Below are 15,003 nucleotides of genomic sequence, written 5' to 3'. Positions count from 1 at the left end.
GTCGGATCGTCATACTCAACTCACCCGGCCGGCCGCCGCGCGTCCTACACTTGCTGCGCTCGCCCCCGTAGCTCAGATGGATAGAGCAAGGGCCTTCTAATCCCTAGGTCGCAGGTTCGAATCCTGCCGGGGGCACTGTCCGGCTTCACCGGGTGTGCCTGCAGGAAGGAGACAGGGCTGCGGATGGCTCGGTAACGAGCTTTGTGGAGCTCCTTTCCTTCACCCAGGCCCGTCCGTCCCCGTCCGGCACACGTGCAGTCCGCCGCAGGATCGGATGGTGCAGTGCGCAAGGGTCAGATACTGCGACGCACGCCCCCCGCAGCGGGTGAGGATGGGGGCCGGAATGTCGCGCCCCTAGGGTGTCCGGTGTGAGCGAAGACAAAGCACGCACCGACCGCATCGTGTGGATCGACTGCGAGATGACCGGCCTGTCCCTGGAGCACGACGCCCTGATCGAGGTGGCGGCGCTGGTCACCGACTTCGACCTCAACCAGCTCGGCGACGGCGTCGACGTGATCATCAAGCCGCCCGCGCAGGCTCTGGAGCAGATGAACGACTTCGTGCGCACCATGCACACCACCGGCGGTCTGCTGGCGGAACTGGATGCCGGGTTGAGTATGACGGCCGCCCAGGAGCAGGTGATGGCCTATATCAACGAGTTCGCCCCCGAAGAGCGCCGCTGGCCGCTCGCCGGGAACACCGTCAGCACCGATCGCGGCTTCCTGGCTCGTGACATGCCCGTCCTGGAAGCACATCTGCACTACCGGATCATCGACGTGTCCTCGATCAAGGAACTCTCTCGCCGGTGGTACCCCAAGGCGTATTTCGCTGCTCCTGCCAAGAACGGCGGGCACCGCGCGCTGGCCGACATCCGCGAGTCGATCGATGAGCTGCGCTACTGGCGCCAGGCCGTTTTCGTGGCTCCTCCCGGTCCGGACACAAAGACAGCACGCGGCATCGCGGCCGAGTACGAGGCGAAGCAGACCCCAGCCGCAGGGGTGTAGGGCGGGGGCTGCGCGGCAGGTATGATCGTCCGCGTTGCCTGCGCTGCCGCCGCTGCTTTCGTTTACGTCTGTCGCAGCGGTCGGCGCAACACCATGGTGGGTGTAGCTCAGCTGGTAGAGCACCGCGTTGTGGTCGCGGTGGTCGCGGGTTCAAGTCCCGTCACTCACCCCACACGGCAATTGCCCGACACGACATCACGTCGTGTCGGGCAATTGTCATTCAGCGGCTATCGCTGGTGGCTGGCGTACCAGTCGTCGCGACGATGCGCACGCTCGGCTCCCAGCACTGCCTGGGCCGCGCTCTCGCGATGATCGACGTCTTCGGCGCGCAAGGGGATCTCGTGCTCACCGGCGGCGTGTGAGCCGCTTGCAGGCAGCGGCGCCGGCGCCTCGCGGTCCTGACGGGCCTTCACCTTGGCGGCTTCCTTCGTCCGCGCCCAGAACTGCGACCGGCGGTCGGCCCGCTCGGCTTCGATGTGGTCGCGGTCGACGGACTCCGTCGGTGCAAGCTGCGCCCGGACGGCCTCCACCGCTTCCCACCGCTTGCTCTGCGGGAGAGCCTGAGCTGACGCCTGCAGCTGCTCCTGCTGCTTTTTCTGCTGTGCTGCACGCTTCGTGGCCGCCTTGGCCTCAGCGGCCGCCAGGCGGTCGCGCACGACCCTTTCCCGCTTGGAGTGGGCCACTGCAACCGCCGTGCGCTGCGCGCGCGACTTCTCGACCTGTTCGCGATCCTGCTCAGGATCACCGGTGCTACGTGTCATAACAGCCTCCTTCTTCGCTTTGCCGGAGGCCTCGTCGCGGTCCAGCCGGACGTTGCCCATCTCGATCATCGTGTCGGTAACGCTTTCCTGTTCGGTGACCCGCATCGTGCGTACGTCAGGCCCGTAGGGATTCTTCTTGTCCTTGGAGTCTGCCTGATCCTTGATGAACGCATCCAGCGCATCGCTGTGCGGCGTCTTCAGATCACGCTCCGCCTCGGCTCGAAGACCGCGTGCCTGCTCCACGATGTCCAACTGCTTGTCGGATTTCTTCTCCAGCCCGCTCTCGTCGCGCGCAGGCAGCAGGATCAGCTCTTCGGCCGGCATCCCGGACTTGAGCTGCCTGGTGCGGATCAGCTCCGCATCCATCTCAGCACCGAACAGCATCGCCAGGTTGGTGATCCACAGCCACAGCAGGAACATGATCGCGCCGGCGAACGCGCCGTACGTCTTGGTGTAGCTGGAACCGCTGGTCAGCAGGAAGTAGGTGAGCAGCGCGAAACTACCGATCACCCAGATCACGAATGCGATGAGCGCGCCCCAACTGATCAGCATCCGTTTGGTCTTGCGGACGTTCGGGGTGGACCAGTAGAGCAGCGAGATGAGGAACACCACGATGAGAGCGACGAAGGGCCACTTGGCAATGTCCCAGATCAGAACGGCCTGGCTGGGGATGCCGACCTCGCCCGCGATCGAGGTAGCAACGGCACCAGTCGTGGTGATCGCAAAAATCACCACGATGACCAGCACCAGATCGACAATGGTCACGAACAGCTGCACCGGACGCAGCCGCATGAACGGGCGGCCCTCGCCGATGTCGTAGATGTGGTTCAGCGCCCGCCCGAAGGCACCGACATACCCGGACGCGGACCAGATTGCGCCGCCGATACCCACGACCAGCGCGATGGTGCCTCCGCCCGCTGTGTTGACGCTGTTGATGAAGGTGGTGATCGCCGAGAGGTCACCCGGTTTCTTACCGGCAATCTGAGCCAGGATATTGACCAGCTTGGTGGTGGTCTCCTTGCCGTTGCCGAAAACATTGATCAACGACAGCAAGGCAATCAGCGCCGGAAAAATCGACTGCATCCCGTAATAGGTGAGCGAGGCGGCCTTGTCGGTGCACTCGTCCTGGGAAAACCTGGTGCGCGCCCGCTTGAACGCTACGGACCAGTCGGGCTTCTGCGCGGTCGCAGGGATCTCTTCCTGTGGTCGTTCGACGGGCAGATACGGTATGACGCTCATCGGGGAGGTCCTCGCGATCGGGGCTGGGGTCACTGCGGGGAAACTTACCCGCCGGGGCGTCGAATACTCGGTAGCGGAAGCGATTTCGCTCTGGCGCAGAGCCCCTGCTAGAGTCTCTCCCCGTTGCGCCATTAGCTCAATTGGCAGAGCAGCTGACTCTTAATCAGCGGGTTTGGGGTTCGAGTCCCTGATGGCGCACCACTTCGAAATAACAGGAAGCGCCCGGTACATATGTGCCGGGCGCTTCGTGCTGCGGTGTCGAACCTCTGGGAGCCGATGTTCGCGGCCGGCCCCAGCTCACAGATACAGGCCTGTGCCGCCCTGGTCGCTGTCGTCCTGGGCGATTGCATGCAGGTCGCGCTCACGTAGCAGGATGTAGTCCCGCCCGGACAGCTCCACCTCGGCACGCTCCTCAGGATCGAAAAGCACCCGATCCCCCACCTGTGCCTGCCGTACGTGCTGACCGACGGCCATCACCTGCGCCCACATCAGTCGCTTACCGACACTCGCAGTCGCAGGTATGACGATGCCGCCCCCGGAGCGTCGTTCGCCGGCCTCGCCCCCGGTAGAAACCAGGACGCGGTCGTGCAGCATCCGGATCGGCAACCGCCCCGGAGCGGGCCCGAGCGGACCGTGGGAGTTCAACGTCAGGAGCGCGCGCGCCGGATCAGACCCAGTAACAGGGAGACCGCTCCGATGCCGCCGACGGCGTAGCCGATCTTGTCTGTCGCGAGGTTGCCGTCGGGGGTCCGGGTCGCGGCGTTGACCTTCAACTTCACGTCCTCCGCGCCACGACGGGCAATTTCCTTGGGCTGGGCGCGGAACGCCAGCTCATCGATCGTGCTGGCCAGGCGTTCGCGACTCGCAGCGAGGTCCGCTTCGATGTCCTTGGCGGTGGGTGCTGCGGGCTTGGACTTGTCGGCCATGGTTCTCCTTGAAGAAGGCGTCTGGTGGAAGTGCCTGAACCGGCGTACTGCTCTGCCTGAGACGATAACGCAAACCAGCCCTCAAACCTTCGGGAGAACCGCATGTCACGACTCGACACCGGTACGCCGGCACCTACCTTCGAACTCACCTCCCACACCGGAGAGCAGGTCGCACTGTCCGACTACGCCGGTCAGCACGTGGTGCTCTTCTTCTACCCGGCGGCGATGACCCCCGGTTGCACGACCGAGGCGTGCGATTTCCGCGACTCGCTGGAGCCGCTGAAAGCCGCCGGATACGCCGTCCTGGGCATCTCCCCCGACACGACCGACAAACTCACCCAGTTCGCGGAGCAGGAGTTGCTGTCCTACCCGCTGCTGGCCGACCCGGACAAGGCGACGCTGACGGCGTACGGCGCATGGGGTGAGAAGAACCTCTACGGGAAGACGGTCACCGGCGTGATCCGCTCGACGATCGTGATCGACCCGGATGGCAACGTCGAGTTGGCGAAGTACAACGTCAAGGCCACCGGACACGTCGCCGCACTGCGTAAGGCCCTCAAGATCGGCTGACCACGCCGCCTGGGTAGCCGCCGCGGTGGTCGCGGGCCCGGCGGCACCCTACGATGGTGCGGCGCGCGCGAGTGGCGGAATTGGCAGACGCGCCAGGTTTAGGTCCTGGTGCCTTCGGGTGTGCGGGTTCGAGTCCCGCCTCGCGCACTGACGTACCGCCGGGTTCGGTATGCCGGTGTTATCCGGCAACCAGCTCGGTGAGCATTGCCTCGATGCTGCCGATGATCACCGACAGGTGACCCTCACCCTCCAGCAGGTGTGCCCGATCTGTGGCTCGCCCTACATTTCGGGCGAGCCACTGACCGTGCGCGTAGGGAACCATCAGGTCTTCGCTGCCCTGCCATACCGATGTCGGTACGCCGATCGCAGCAGGATCGAAACCCCACGGCCGAACGAAGGCGAGGTCATCGTCGATCCAGCCGTCCGGTCCGTTTCGCAGGCCCTCGCGGAAGTTGGCAGCCAGATCGGCACCGAAGTCGTCGCTGAGGACAGCAAGGTCGGATGCCGACAACAACGTGGCCATCTCTGCGGCGATGACCTCAGTGGTCGCCTGACCGAGGTGCTCGGCCTCGGGGGTGAGGATTTCGCGTAGCCGCTGCTCGCCTGCGAGCGTCGCCTCGAACTCCTGGACATTCTCCGCTCCCATGCCGGCGAGGAAATCCAGGTCTGCAGCGTCGTACGGCGCGACACCCGCCATCGACAACACGCCCCGCACCCGGTCCGGGGCGAGCGCCCCGCACGCCAGCGCATGCGGCCCGCCACCGGACCATCCCGCGGTCACGCAGTCAGCGGCCCCGACGTGGTCCAGGACCGCCAGTGCGTCCGGGACGGCATCGGCGACCGTACGACCGGCGTGGCGGGATGAGCCTCCGTACCCGGGTCGGGAGTAGGTGACCGTTCGCAGACCGAGAGCCCGGGCCGCACCGGTGATGAACCGGTACTGCGCAGCCGAGCCCGGCGTGCCGTGGTGGAACAGCAGAGTCGGGGCCATATCCGGCCCGTCCACCAGCACGTCCAGGTGGCGCCCGTCGGGAAGTTCCAGCAGGGTCATGGCAGTACTCGTCATAGTGGTGCTCCCGGGAGATGAGTGCGCAGAGCTCGGAGTCCAAGGAGCTGGCGGCGACACGGTGACACCCACTGCGCCCGTTCCGAGGGTTCTGCAGAACGTTAGTGTCTGCGAGTGACCCCAGACCATCCGCTGGCCCCGAAACCGATCCTGACCGGTGTGCGGGTACAACTGCGCCCGTTCCGGGAAAACGATCTGCCGGCCATGACGGCAGCGATTGCAGATCCCGACATCCGCCGCCTGACCGGGAGCGTGGCGAGCAGCGAGGAAGCAAACGCGCCGGGCGATGACGGTCCGGAGAAGCTACGTGAGTGGTATCTGACCCGCGCCGCTCAACTCGACCGGCTCGATCTGGCGGTGGTCGACCTGGCCAGCGGCAAGTGCGTGGGCGAGGTCGTCCTCAACGAGTGGGACCCAGCCGCCCGCAGCTGTAACTTCCGGACACTGCTGGCCCCGAACGGGCAGAACCGTGGCCGCGGCAGCGAGGCGCTCGCACTGCTTCTCGAGCATGCCTTCGCGGTCGGAATCGAACGAATCACCTTGACCGTCTTCACTTTCAACACCCGCGCCATCAGGGTCTACGAACGGGCCGGTTTCGCGATCGAGGGCACCGTCCGGCGGGCGTTGCAGTTCGACGGCGACTGGTACGCCGAACACCTCATGGCCATCCATCCAGGTGACCCTCGACCCGCTGAACCGGTGCTGGAGCAGGTGGAACTGAGGGTGCGAGAGGGCCAGGAGGCGGCGTACGAGGCGGCGTTCGAGCTGGCTGCGCCGATCATCGGCCGTCAGGTGGGATGCCGCTCGGTGCGGCTGGTCCGCTCGCTGGAGCACCCCTCGCGTTACGTGCTGCTCGTGCAGTGGGCGCGCGAGCACGACCACGCGATCGGTTTCCGACAGTCAGCGGACTATCAGGCCTGGCGCGCTCTGCCCTCCCCCGAGTGGCATACATATGTTTCCAGTGGTCCAGTTAGGAGTGCGCCACTAGAAACATATGTATGCCACTCGGGGGTGGGATCAGGTGACGGTGAAGGTGACCGAGTGCAGACCGGACGAACCGTTCGGCGCCGGCTGGGCCTCCGCAGCGAGTTGGATCTTCCCCTCGGCGTTCACTGCGCGCACGGTGGCCGTATGACGGCCCTTGGTCGCCTCCCATGCCAGCACCCATTGCCGCCATGCGTCCGGTGTGGCGTCGGTGCCGAGCCGAGCTGCCTGCCACGGACCGTCATCGATACGGACCTGCACGGCCTTGATGCCGGTGTGCTGGTCCCAGGCCACTCCCGCTATCGCCACTTTGCCGTTGCTGGCTGACACGGACCGCCCGCTGACCGGCACGTCGATACGCGATGAGGTCTTCACCGGGCCCAGTGCCGACCAGCCGCGCGGGGTCCAGTAGCCCTGGCTCGCCGCAAAGGTGGTCACCTCCAGTTGGCTGACCCACTTGGTGGCGCTGACATATCCGTAGAGACCTGGCACCACCAGTCGGACCGGGTAACCATGCTCGACCGGCAGCGCCTTACCGTTCATCGCCACGACCAGCAGCGCATTGCGGTCATCGGTCAGCGCCTCGATGGGCGAACCGGCCGTGAACCCGTCGACGCTGGTGGACAGGACCATGTCCGCACCCGGCTTGACGCCGGCTTCCTTCAACAGCTCCCGGATCGGCCATCCGGTCCAGATCGCGTTGCCGTTGAGGCTGCCGCCGACCTCGTTCGAGACGCACATCAATGTCACCATCGCCTGCTGCATCGGCTTGGAGAGCAGTGTCTCCCAGTCGATCTCGATCTCCCGGTCGACCATCCCGGTGACCTTCAGCTTCCAGCTGGCCGCCTCCACCTGCGGCACCTGCAGGGCAGTGTCGATGCGGTAGAACTGGTCGTTCGGGACGATGAACGGCGTCACTCCCGGCACCCCGACCGAGGCTCCCGCGGGCACCGTCACCGGCTTGGCGACCGACGGTGCGACAAACGTCGCGCGCGCGGCCTGCACAGCCCGCGCACTGCCGCTGATGGCGCGACCGGCAGCCAGCGCCAGTGCCCCGCCGACCACACTCAGCGCCGTCCAGGTCAACACCTGCCGACGATCGGCCACCCCGATGTCATGACGCCCGGTATCGATGTCGAGTAGGCCACGCCACCGGTGGAGCATGAACAGGCCCGCGAGACCACCGATCACTGTCGGCACCAGATCCGCCGGTCGGGCGCCTGCCCGGGTCAGCACGGCGGCCATCGCGATTGCGATCAACACGACGAACCCGACCAGTGCCCCGACCGGTGAGCGCCTCAGCAGGTAGCCGATACCGCATGAGAGGAGCAGCAGCACCACCGCGATCCCGACGAGCAGCACCGTTTTGTCGTTGGTACCGAAGTTGCTGACCGCGAAATCTTTCAACCACGGCGGAGTGCGATCGATGAACGCTTCCCCGACGGCGATGACCGGCGACGGTGTGCCACCACTCCAGCCGAAGCGCTCGGTGACCCCCGCCAGAAATTCAGCCACGCCAATGGTGACGGCGCCAGCGGCAACTCCCCCGAGGACCGCCAACCAACTGCGAGATGCCGCCGGGGCCGCGGTGACGTGCTCGATGTCGGTGTCGGCGCTCATGTCAGCACATCTGTCATTTCCACGCGCATGGCACGCATTGCGATCGCTCGATGAGAGATCTGATTCTTTTCGGCGGCCGGGAGCTCAGCAAGCGTGCGTCCGTCGGGCAGTTCGAAGATCGGGTCGTACCCGAAACCGTCGGCGCCGCGTTGTTCTCGCGTGATGGTGCCGTGCAGTTCCCCGCGCCGGGTGTGTACCTCGCCGCCGGGCAGGGCCAGCACCACGCAGCAGACGAACTGGGCGGCCATCGGGATATCGACGTCGCCGGTCTGGGCCAGCAGCAGATCGATATTGTCCTGGTCTGCGCCATGCACACCGGCCCATCGGGCGCTGAACACACCGGGAGAACCACCGAGTACGTCCACGCACAGGCCCGAATCGTCAGCGATGGCGGGCAGGCCAGTCGCCTCGCACACAGCGCATGCCTTCAGGGCGGCGTTCTGCTCGAACGTCACCCCGGACTCGATCACGTCCTGCACACCAGTGAATTCGGAGACATTGACCACCTGGATTGCTGCCAGGGCATCATCGTCGGCGATCAGTGCCTGGAACTCTCGCAGTTTGCCTGCGTTGCGTGTGGCAAGGACGACCGTCGTCATCAAGAGCGATCCGGTAGCGGCGCTGACAGCGCGCCCCGCTGCATACGCGTGAGATCCGCAATGCCCCCAGCTGCCAGCCCCAGCAGGCTGTCCAGCTCGGAACGGTTGAACGGCGCGCCCTCGGCCGTCCCCTGCACCTCCACAAACCCACCGGCTCCCGTCATCACGACGTTCATGTCGGTCTGAGCGGTCGAGTCCTCCGGGTAGTCCAGGTCCAGCACCGGGCTGCCCTGCACGATGCCGACGCTGATCGCGGCGATGGTGCCCGTGAGTGGTTGGGCGTCCTTCGCGATCAGGCCCTTGCTGCGGGCATGCTCGATCGCGTCGACGAGCGCGACGTAGGCCCCGGTGATAGAAGCGGTACGGGTGCCGCCATCGGCCTGCAGGACGTCGCAGTCGAGCACGATGGTGTTCTCGCCGAGCGCCTCCATGTCGATGATGGCCCGCAGACTACGGCCGATCAGCCTCGAGATCTCATGGGTACGCCCGCCGACCTTGCCCTTGCGCGATTCCCGGTCCGAGCGGGTGTTGGTCGCGCGCGGCAGCATTTCGTACTCGGCGGTGATCCACCCGGTGCCGCGACCCTTCATCCAGCGCGGCACGCCCTGCGTGAAGGATGCGGCAACCAGCACGCGGGTCTTGCCGAACTCCACCAGCACGCTGCCCTCGGCGTGGTCCAACCAGCCGCGGGTGAACCGGACGTCGCGTAGTTCATCGGGTGCGCGCCCGTCGTGGCGAAGTGGGACCGTCGTCGTGCCGAAGTGGGATTCCGTCATACCCCAACGATAGAAGCCGCACCTGACACCGCCACATCCCGGCCGTCGAGCGGCGGCCACCGTAGGCGAGCGGCGTACGAATTTCCCCGCCGCCGGGCGCCGGACACCGCCGCTGGACGGAAGCAGGCGTGCGGTCAGACGTCGTAGGTGGCTCCGGCGCGCGCCAACTCGACCTCGCCGAGCCAGATACCCGAGGCTTCCTTGAGGCACACCTCGGGGTCGTTCCACGGCGGTATGTGCGTCAACATCAGCCGAGCGACTCCGCCGGCGTCCAGTGCCGCCTGCGCCGCCCGGGCACCGGACAAATGGATTCCCTCGATGGTGTCGCGGCCCTCGACGAACGCGGCGTCGGCCAATGCGAGATCGGCGCCGCCCAGCAGGCCCGCGAGCGCCGGGCACGCGTCGGTGTCACCTGTATAGGCCAGCGAACGACCGCCCGCCTCGACCCGCACGCCGTAGGCCTCGACGGGGTGGTTCACTCTCGTCGGGGTGATCGTGAACGGACCTACCCGGAAGGTGATCCCCGAGCGCAACGTCTTGAAATCGAACTGCGGATCCAGCCCGTGCACATCCCGCGTCTCGGCGACCGTCACTCCGTTCGCCCGGGAGATCCGCGCACCGGTGTCCTGCGGACCGAAGACCGGGATCGGAGGGCGCTGCTCACCCAACGCGATCGGGTCGTACTTCTGCACCACGAAAAGCCCGCACAGGTCCATGCAGTGGTCAGGATGCAGATGACTGATCACGATCGCATCGATCTGGTGCAGCCCGATGTGCCGCTGCAGCGGACCGAGTGCGCCGTTGCCGAGATCGAGCAACAGATTCCACACCCGCCCGTTGTGCTGCTCCTGGAGCAAATAGCAGGAGGCCGGCGAATCCGGGCCCGGGAAGGATCCGGAACATCCCACGACGGTGAGTTTCATCGGCGTGCCCCTGCCGTCTCTGCAGTGACCACGACAGGCTGCTGACCGAAATTGTTGACAAAGACGTGATCGAACTCCGGACCCATCCCGAGGAATCGTTTCGAGAGTGCCTTGAACTGCTCGGGATCACCGGTGGTGGTGAACGAATGTCCGGGAGGGGCCAGGTCATCGGGTCGTAGATCCTGCAGGTCAGCCAGCACCCGGTAGACGTCTTTCGCGGTTTCTTCGGCCGAGGACACCAGCGTGACCCCGTCGCCCATCACATAGGAGATGACCGCAGTCAGCAGCGGGTAATGCGTACAACCCAGGACCAGGGTGTCGATATCGCGTTCGCGCAGCGGCTGCAGATACTCCCGCGCCAGAGACAACATCTGCGCGCCGCCGGTGACACCGGACTCCACCAGGTCCACGAAACGAGGACACGGCTCGCTGGTCACCGCCAGCTCGGGGGCTGCCGCAAACGCGTCGAGGTAGGCACCGGACTGATGGGTGCCCTGTGTGGAGATGATGCCGACCCGGCCGTTGCGGGTCGCCCGCACAGCACGGCGGACGGCAGGTCGGATGACTTCGACGACCGGCACGTCGTAGCGCTCGCGGGCATCGTGCAGGACGGCTGCACTGGCGGTGTTGCACGCGATGACCAACATCTTGACGCCGTGGTCGGCGAGACGATCCAGACACTGCAGCGCGAACTCGCGGGTCTGGGCGATCGGCCTCGGCCCGTACGGAGCGCGGCCGGTGTCACCCAGGTAGGCAACCGATTCATGCGGCAACTGGTCCAGGACAGCACGCGCAACGGTCAGACCGCCGTACCCGCTGTCGAAGATCCCGATCGGCGCATCAGACACCACCCCACTTTACTTTCACAAACGCGCCTCTACCGGCGGGTAACCGGAGACCTTCGTCACTCCCCGTCGTCGTGGCGCACGAACGGATTGCTGAGGGTCCCGATGTGTTGAACCTCGACCTGCACCCGCTGACCGGGCTCGACCAGCCCGACCCCTGCGGGCGTGCCGGTAAGGATCACGTCACCGGGTAGCAACGTAAAAGCCTGCGAGACATAGGAGATGAGCGAGGGCACATCATGGATCATGTCTGCGGTGGTGCCGTCCTGCACCAGCTCACCGGCCAGATGCGTGCGGATCCGCAGGTCGGAGGTGTCCAGGTCGGTCTCGATCCACGGACCGAGTGGGCAGAAGGTGTCGAAGCCCTTGGCTCGGGCCCACTGGCCGTCCGTGGTCTGCAGGTCCCGAGCGGTCACATCGTTGGCACAGGTGTAGCCGAAGACCACCGACAACGCGTCCTGCACGCTGACATTGCGACACATCGAGCCGATGACGACCGCGAGCTCTCCCTCGTACGCGATCTGGTCGCTCTGCGGGGGCATCACCACCGGGTCATCCGGGCCGATGACGGCGGTATTGGGGATCAGGAACATCAACGGCTCGGTCGGGGGCTCCCCGCCCATCTCACGCGCGTGTGCTGCGTAGTTCTTACCAATCCCGATGACCTTCGAACGCGGGATGACCGGCGCGAGCAATCGCACCTGCTCGACGGTCGTGGTGACTCCGGTCAACTCGATCTTGGAATAGAGCGGGTCGCCGGAGATCTGGGCAATCTTCTCCCCCGCACCGTCTACCAGCCCGTACGTCGGATCTTCGCCTGTGGTGTATCTCGCAATGCGCACGTTCGCACGATAGGCGATGCAGGTGCACCTCGCCCGTTGGATCCCGGGCCAGCCCACATGTCGGTCATGCCGCCGGGACGGTTACTTCTGCAACTCCGCCAGGACGGTCTTGGTCAACACCGCGTAGCCGGTGTCATTGGCGTGGATGTCGCCCTTCGCGCACATGTAGGTGAGGTTGCAGATGTTCGCGACATTCTGCGGCAGGATGCCGTAGGACGTCTTGACCATGGTGAACCAGTTCAGGCTGTCGAACGCACCGGCGACGTCGGCAACCTGGCCATCGCCCGTGGCGGCGCCGTAGCCGATAGCGGCGTTCAGGACACCCTGCAGCCCGCTGGACAGTTGCGCGACCTGCTTCTTGTCGCCGCCCTGCAGGTAGGTGACCAGGAACGGGTTGTAGTAGTTGAGCAGCACGATCCTGGTGTTCGGACCGACCGCGGTACGCAGCTGCTTGGTGATGTTCGGCAGATTCGCGGCCACCGCCGCCAGCCCGTTGGCGATGCAGGTGTAGTCGATGTCACCGGTCTTGGAGACACACGTCTGGACGTCGTTCGCGCCGATGTCGAGGGTCACCAGCTTCACGTGACCCTTGATCTTGCTCAGCGTGGACAGCGCCGACTTGAGCTGGCTGCGACCGTCGGCGCCGTAGGAGCACCGGCTGCCGTTGATGAAGGTCGCGCTGGTCTCCCCGCTGCACCCCAGGTTCGCGAGCCGCAGACCGGGAGTGGTCCTCTTCAAGGTGTTGTAGACACCACCGACGTACCCGCCGGTCTTGTTGTCACCCTTGCCGGGCTGATAACCGGCTGCCAGTGAATCTCCGAGCGCCACGTAGTACGACGGGGACCACGCGCCGCGGGAATTGGAGACCCCGTGTGGCGCGACAGGCGTCGACGTGTTGTGCCGCGACGACGCGGACGCGATCGGGACAACGGCAGTGGCTGTCAGTGCAATGGTCGCCACAACGGCAGAACGGGAGGAAAAGCGCACGGGGAGTCTCCTTGCAGAAGCGATGCGACGTGGGTCACATCGCTTTGGCAGGATAGGACATCGAGGCGGTGGTTGTGTCCGGATACAGCAAGCCGAAGGTGAAGGAGTCGACCAGTGCCAACCAACTGGCGTGCACCAGGTTCGGCGCGACCCCGACCGTGGTCCAGGTGCGCTCGCCGTCCGTGGTGTCGATCATCACGCGGGCCGTGGCATCCGTGCCCTGCTGGCTGTCCAGCATGCGCACCCTGAAATCGATCAGTTCGAACGTCTTCAACTGCTGGAAAGTCGGCATCAGCGCCCCCCTCAGCGCGTGGTCGAGGGCGTTGATCGGGCCGTTGCCCGCCCCCTTCGCGCTCGCGCTGCCGCCTGCGAGTTGCAGCACGACGTCGGCCTCGCAGAGTGCCCCGCGATCAGGTTCGCCGGCGGTCACCACCCGCCAGCTCTGCACTTCGAACAATGACGCGGGCGAACCGTGCAGCGCTTCGTGCAACAGCAGCGCGAACGACGCATCGGCGGCCTCGAAGCTCCACCCCGCGCATTCCAGTTCTTTCACCCGGTTCAGCACCCTGGTCAGCAGTTCCGGATGACCCGCGAGGTCGATCCCGAGCTCGCGGCCCTTCAACTCGATGCTCGCGCGCCCTGCCATGTCCGAGACCAGGGTGCGCATCCGATTGCCCACGAGCGCCGGGTCGATGTGCTGGTAGAGGTCGGGATCCACCCGCAGCGCGCTGGCGTGCAGACCGGCCTTGTGCGCGAAGGCGCTCGATCCGACATACGGCGCCCGCTCGAACGGCGCAATGTTGGTGATCTCGCTGACCGCATGGCTGACGTGATGGGCGCCGGCCAGTTGGTCACCGGTCACCAGTTGCATACCGAGCTTGAGCTGCAGATTGGTGACCACCGCGATCAGGTCGGCGTTGCCGGTGCGTTCGCCGTAGCCGTTGACGGTCCCCTGCAGATGCATCGCGCCGGCCCGGACAGCAGCGATGCTGTTGGCGATGGCACAACCGCTGTCGTTGTGCGCGTGGATGCCCACCCGCGCCCCCGTGGCCAGGATGGTTTCAGTAACGATGGTCTCGACGTCGTGCGGCAGCATCCCGCCGTTCGTGTCGCACAGAGCGACAGCCGTTGCGCCGGCCTGAGTCGCAACCCGTACAACCTCCAGCGGGTACCCGTGGTCGTGACCGAATCCGTCGAAATAGTGTTCGGCATCCAGGTAGACCTCCCGGCCGGCCGAGACGAGATAGCCGACGGTGTCCGCGATCATCGCGAGATTTTCCTCGAGGGTGGTGTGCAACGCGTCGGTCACGTGGCGGGGGTGCGATTTGCCGACCAGGGTTACGACCGGCGTGCCGGCCGCGAGCAGTGCGGCCACCTGCGGATCCTCGTCGACGCTCATACCGGCTCGCCGGGTGCTGCCGAACGCCGCCAGGCGCGCATTCTGCAGCGATAGTTCAGTGACGGCTCGCGCGAAGAAGAGTGTGTCCTTGGGGTTGGCACCGGGCCAGCCACCTTCGATGAAGCCGACACCGAGCTCGTCCAGCAGCCGGGCGATCGACAGCTTGTCATCGACGGACAACTGCAGACCTTCCTGCTGTGCGCCGTCACGCAAGGTGGTGTCGTACAGGTCGAAACCGCTCATCGCGGGCCTTTCCGGGTGCTGGCGAGGTGCGGTGAAACCTCTGGCCGGCGCTCGCCTCCGGTGCGTGGGTGATGCCCGGGGAGCAAAAAACCTCCCGAGGTAACGGGAGGTCGCGCGCCGGGTGGTCCGACGCGCTAGTCGGTAATCGTCGTCGCAGCGGTGGCTGCGAACCGGAAGGTCATCACCCGCCGACTATCTCGCCTCAGGCTTTTCCCGTCC

14 protein-coding genes, 4 tRNA genes and 1 pseudogene are annotated in these 15,003 nt (G+C 65.8%); 7 read left to right on the top strand and 12 right to left on the bottom strand.

Translation table 11 applies throughout. The features are described 5' to 3' along the window. The first annotated feature begins 61 nt into the window (after window positions 1–61). The 3 genes from V3G39_07295 (at window position 62) to V3G39_07285 (ending at window position 1,176) form a co-directional block, all read left to right on the top strand. Window positions 62–135: transfer RNA gene (locus V3G39_07295), tRNA-Arg, on the top strand. Window positions 136–359: 224 nt separating this feature from the next. Then, complete coding sequence (gene orn / locus V3G39_07290; GenBank protein ID XAS77830.1) at window positions 360–1,004, top strand: oligoribonuclease; 645 nt, start codon at window positions 360–362, stop codon at window positions 1,002–1,004. 96 nt (window positions 1,005–1,100) lie between these two features. After that, window positions 1,101–1,176: transfer RNA gene (locus V3G39_07285), tRNA-His, on the top strand. A gap of 55 nt (window positions 1,177–1,231) precedes the next feature. On the opposite strand, the gene V3G39_07280 is transcribed toward V3G39_07285, so the two are convergent. Continuing rightward, on the bottom strand, window positions 1,232–3,004 hold the full coding sequence (locus V3G39_07280; protein XAS77829.1) for a YihY/virulence factor BrkB family protein: 1,773 nt from the start codon (window positions 3,002–3,004) through the stop codon (window positions 1,232–1,234). Window positions 3,005–3,129: 125 nt separating this feature from the next. Between V3G39_07280 and V3G39_07275 the strand changes: the two genes are divergently transcribed. Next, a tRNA-Lys gene (locus V3G39_07275) sits at window positions 3,130–3,205 on the top strand. A gap of 96 nt (window positions 3,206–3,301) precedes the next feature. On the opposite strand, the gene V3G39_07270 is transcribed toward V3G39_07275, so the two are convergent. Together V3G39_07270 and V3G39_07265 are read right to left on the bottom strand one after the other, a co-directional pair. Then, window positions 3,302–3,598 (bottom strand): co-chaperone GroES, encoded by a 297-nt coding sequence (locus V3G39_07270; GenBank protein ID XAS78198.1) that lies wholly within the window; start codon window positions 3,596–3,598, stop codon window positions 3,302–3,304. Between the two features lie 53 nt (window positions 3,599–3,651). Beyond that, the gene (locus tag V3G39_07265) at window positions 3,652–3,930 is read right to left on the bottom strand and encodes a DUF3618 domain-containing protein (protein ID XAS77828.1); all 279 of its coding nucleotides are present in this window, start codon (window positions 3,928–3,930) and stop codon (window positions 3,652–3,654) included. 102 nt (window positions 3,931–4,032) lie between these two features. Between V3G39_07265 and bcp the strand changes: the two genes are divergently transcribed. Both bcp and V3G39_07255 read left to right on the top strand, forming a co-directional pair. Beyond that, a complete protein-coding gene (gene bcp / locus V3G39_07260; GenBank protein ID XAS77827.1) occupies window positions 4,033–4,500 on the top strand; it encodes a thioredoxin-dependent thiol peroxidase in 468 nt (155 codons plus the stop codon). A 65-nt stretch (window positions 4,501–4,565) separates the two neighbouring features. Further along, a tRNA-Leu gene (locus V3G39_07255) sits at window positions 4,566–4,647 on the top strand. 31 nt (window positions 4,648–4,678) lie between these two features. On the opposite strand, the gene V3G39_07250 is transcribed toward V3G39_07255, so the two are convergent. Further along, on the bottom strand, window positions 4,679–5,566 hold the full coding sequence (locus tag V3G39_07250; GenBank protein XAS77826.1) for an alpha/beta hydrolase: 888 nt from the start codon (window positions 5,564–5,566) through the stop codon (window positions 4,679–4,681). A 204-nt stretch (window positions 5,567–5,770) separates the two neighbouring features. Here V3G39_07250 and V3G39_07245 point away from each other — a divergent pair. Further along, window positions 5,771–6,163: pseudogene (locus V3G39_07245) on the top strand (GNAT family protein). Between the two features lie 420 nt (window positions 6,164–6,583). Here V3G39_07245 and V3G39_07240 read toward each other — a convergent pair. The 8 genes from V3G39_07240 to cimA form a co-directional block, all read right to left on the bottom strand. Beyond that, entirely contained in the window at window positions 6,584–8,170 is a 1,587-nt protein-coding gene (locus V3G39_07240; protein ID XAS77825.1) for a molybdopterin-dependent oxidoreductase, read from the bottom strand. Further along, on the bottom strand, window positions 8,167–8,769 hold the full coding sequence (rdgB, locus tag V3G39_07235; GenBank protein XAS77824.1) for an RdgB/HAM1 family non-canonical purine NTP pyrophosphatase: 603 nt from the start codon (window positions 8,767–8,769) through the stop codon (window positions 8,167–8,169). The genes V3G39_07240 and rdgB overlap by 4 nt, the downstream gene beginning before the upstream one ends. After that, on the bottom strand, window positions 8,769–9,545 hold the full coding sequence (rph, locus tag V3G39_07230) for a ribonuclease PH (GenBank protein XAS77823.1): 777 nt from the start codon (window positions 9,543–9,545) through the stop codon (window positions 8,769–8,771). The genes rdgB and rph overlap by 1 nt, the downstream gene beginning before the upstream one ends. Window positions 9,546–9,679: 134 nt before the next feature. Next, complete coding sequence (locus tag V3G39_07225) at window positions 9,680–10,468, bottom strand: MBL fold metallo-hydrolase (GenBank protein XAS77822.1); 789 nt, start codon at window positions 10,466–10,468, stop codon at window positions 9,680–9,682. Next, complete coding sequence (gene murI / locus V3G39_07220; protein XAS77821.1) at window positions 10,465–11,316, bottom strand: glutamate racemase; 852 nt, start codon at window positions 11,314–11,316, stop codon at window positions 10,465–10,467. Before murI ends, V3G39_07225 begins: the two co-directional genes overlap by 4 nt. Window positions 11,317–11,372: 56 nt before the next feature. Then, complete coding sequence (locus V3G39_07215) at window positions 11,373–12,155, bottom strand: fumarylacetoacetate hydrolase family protein (protein ID XAS77820.1); 783 nt, start codon at window positions 12,153–12,155, stop codon at window positions 11,373–11,375. An 81-nt stretch (window positions 12,156–12,236) separates the two neighbouring features. Beyond that, on the bottom strand, window positions 12,237–13,142 hold the full coding sequence (locus V3G39_07210; protein XAS77819.1) for an SGNH/GDSL hydrolase family protein: 906 nt from the start codon (window positions 13,140–13,142) through the stop codon (window positions 12,237–12,239). 34 nt (window positions 13,143–13,176) lie between these two features. Next, a complete protein-coding gene (cimA, locus tag V3G39_07205; protein XAS77818.1) occupies window positions 13,177–14,784 on the bottom strand; it encodes a citramalate synthase in 1,608 nt (535 codons plus the stop codon). Window positions 14,785–15,003: the final 219 nt, after the last annotated feature.

It is taken from the genome of Dermatophilaceae bacterium Sec6.4 (assembly GCA_039636865.1).
Taxonomy (GTDB): Bacteria; Actinomycetota; Actinomycetes; order Actinomycetales; family Dermatophilaceae; genus Allobranchiibius.
The sequence above is the reverse complement of the archived record's forward strand: the minus strand, read 5'-3'. Positions and strand labels throughout refer to the sequence as shown.

Coding starts and splice junctions, on each gene's coding strand:
- cimA (XAS77818.1), bottom strand. CDS start 14,784: ATGAGCGGTTTCGACCTGTACGACACCACCTTGCGTGACGGCGCACAG.
- V3G39_07265 (XAS77828.1), bottom strand. CDS start 3,930: ATGGCCGACAAGTCCAAGCCCGCAGCACCCACCGCCAAGGACATCGAA.
- V3G39_07280 (XAS77829.1), bottom strand. CDS start 3,004: ATGAGCGTCATACCGTATCTGCCCGTCGAACGACCACAGGAAGAGATC.
- V3G39_07240 (XAS77825.1), bottom strand. CDS start 8,170: ATGAGCGCCGACACCGACATCGAGCACGTCACCGCGGCCCCGGCGGCA.
- bcp (XAS77827.1), top strand. CDS start 4,033: ATGTCACGACTCGACACCGGTACGCCGGCACCTACCTTCGAACTCACC.
- V3G39_07250 (XAS77826.1), bottom strand. CDS start 5,566: ATGACGAGTACTGCCATGACCCTGCTGGAACTTCCCGACGGGCGCCAC.
- V3G39_07270 (XAS78198.1), bottom strand. CDS start 3,598: ATGCTGCACGACCGCGTCCTGGTTTCTACCGGGGGCGAGGCCGGCGAA.
- V3G39_07225 (XAS77822.1), bottom strand. CDS start 10,468: ATGAAACTCACCGTCGTGGGATGTTCCGGATCCTTCCCGGGCCCGGAT.
- rph (XAS77823.1), bottom strand. CDS start 9,545: ATGACGGAATCCCACTTCGGCACGACGACGGTCCCACTTCGCCACGAC.
- rdgB (XAS77824.1), bottom strand. CDS start 8,769: ATGACGACGGTCGTCCTTGCCACACGCAACGCAGGCAAACTGCGAGAG.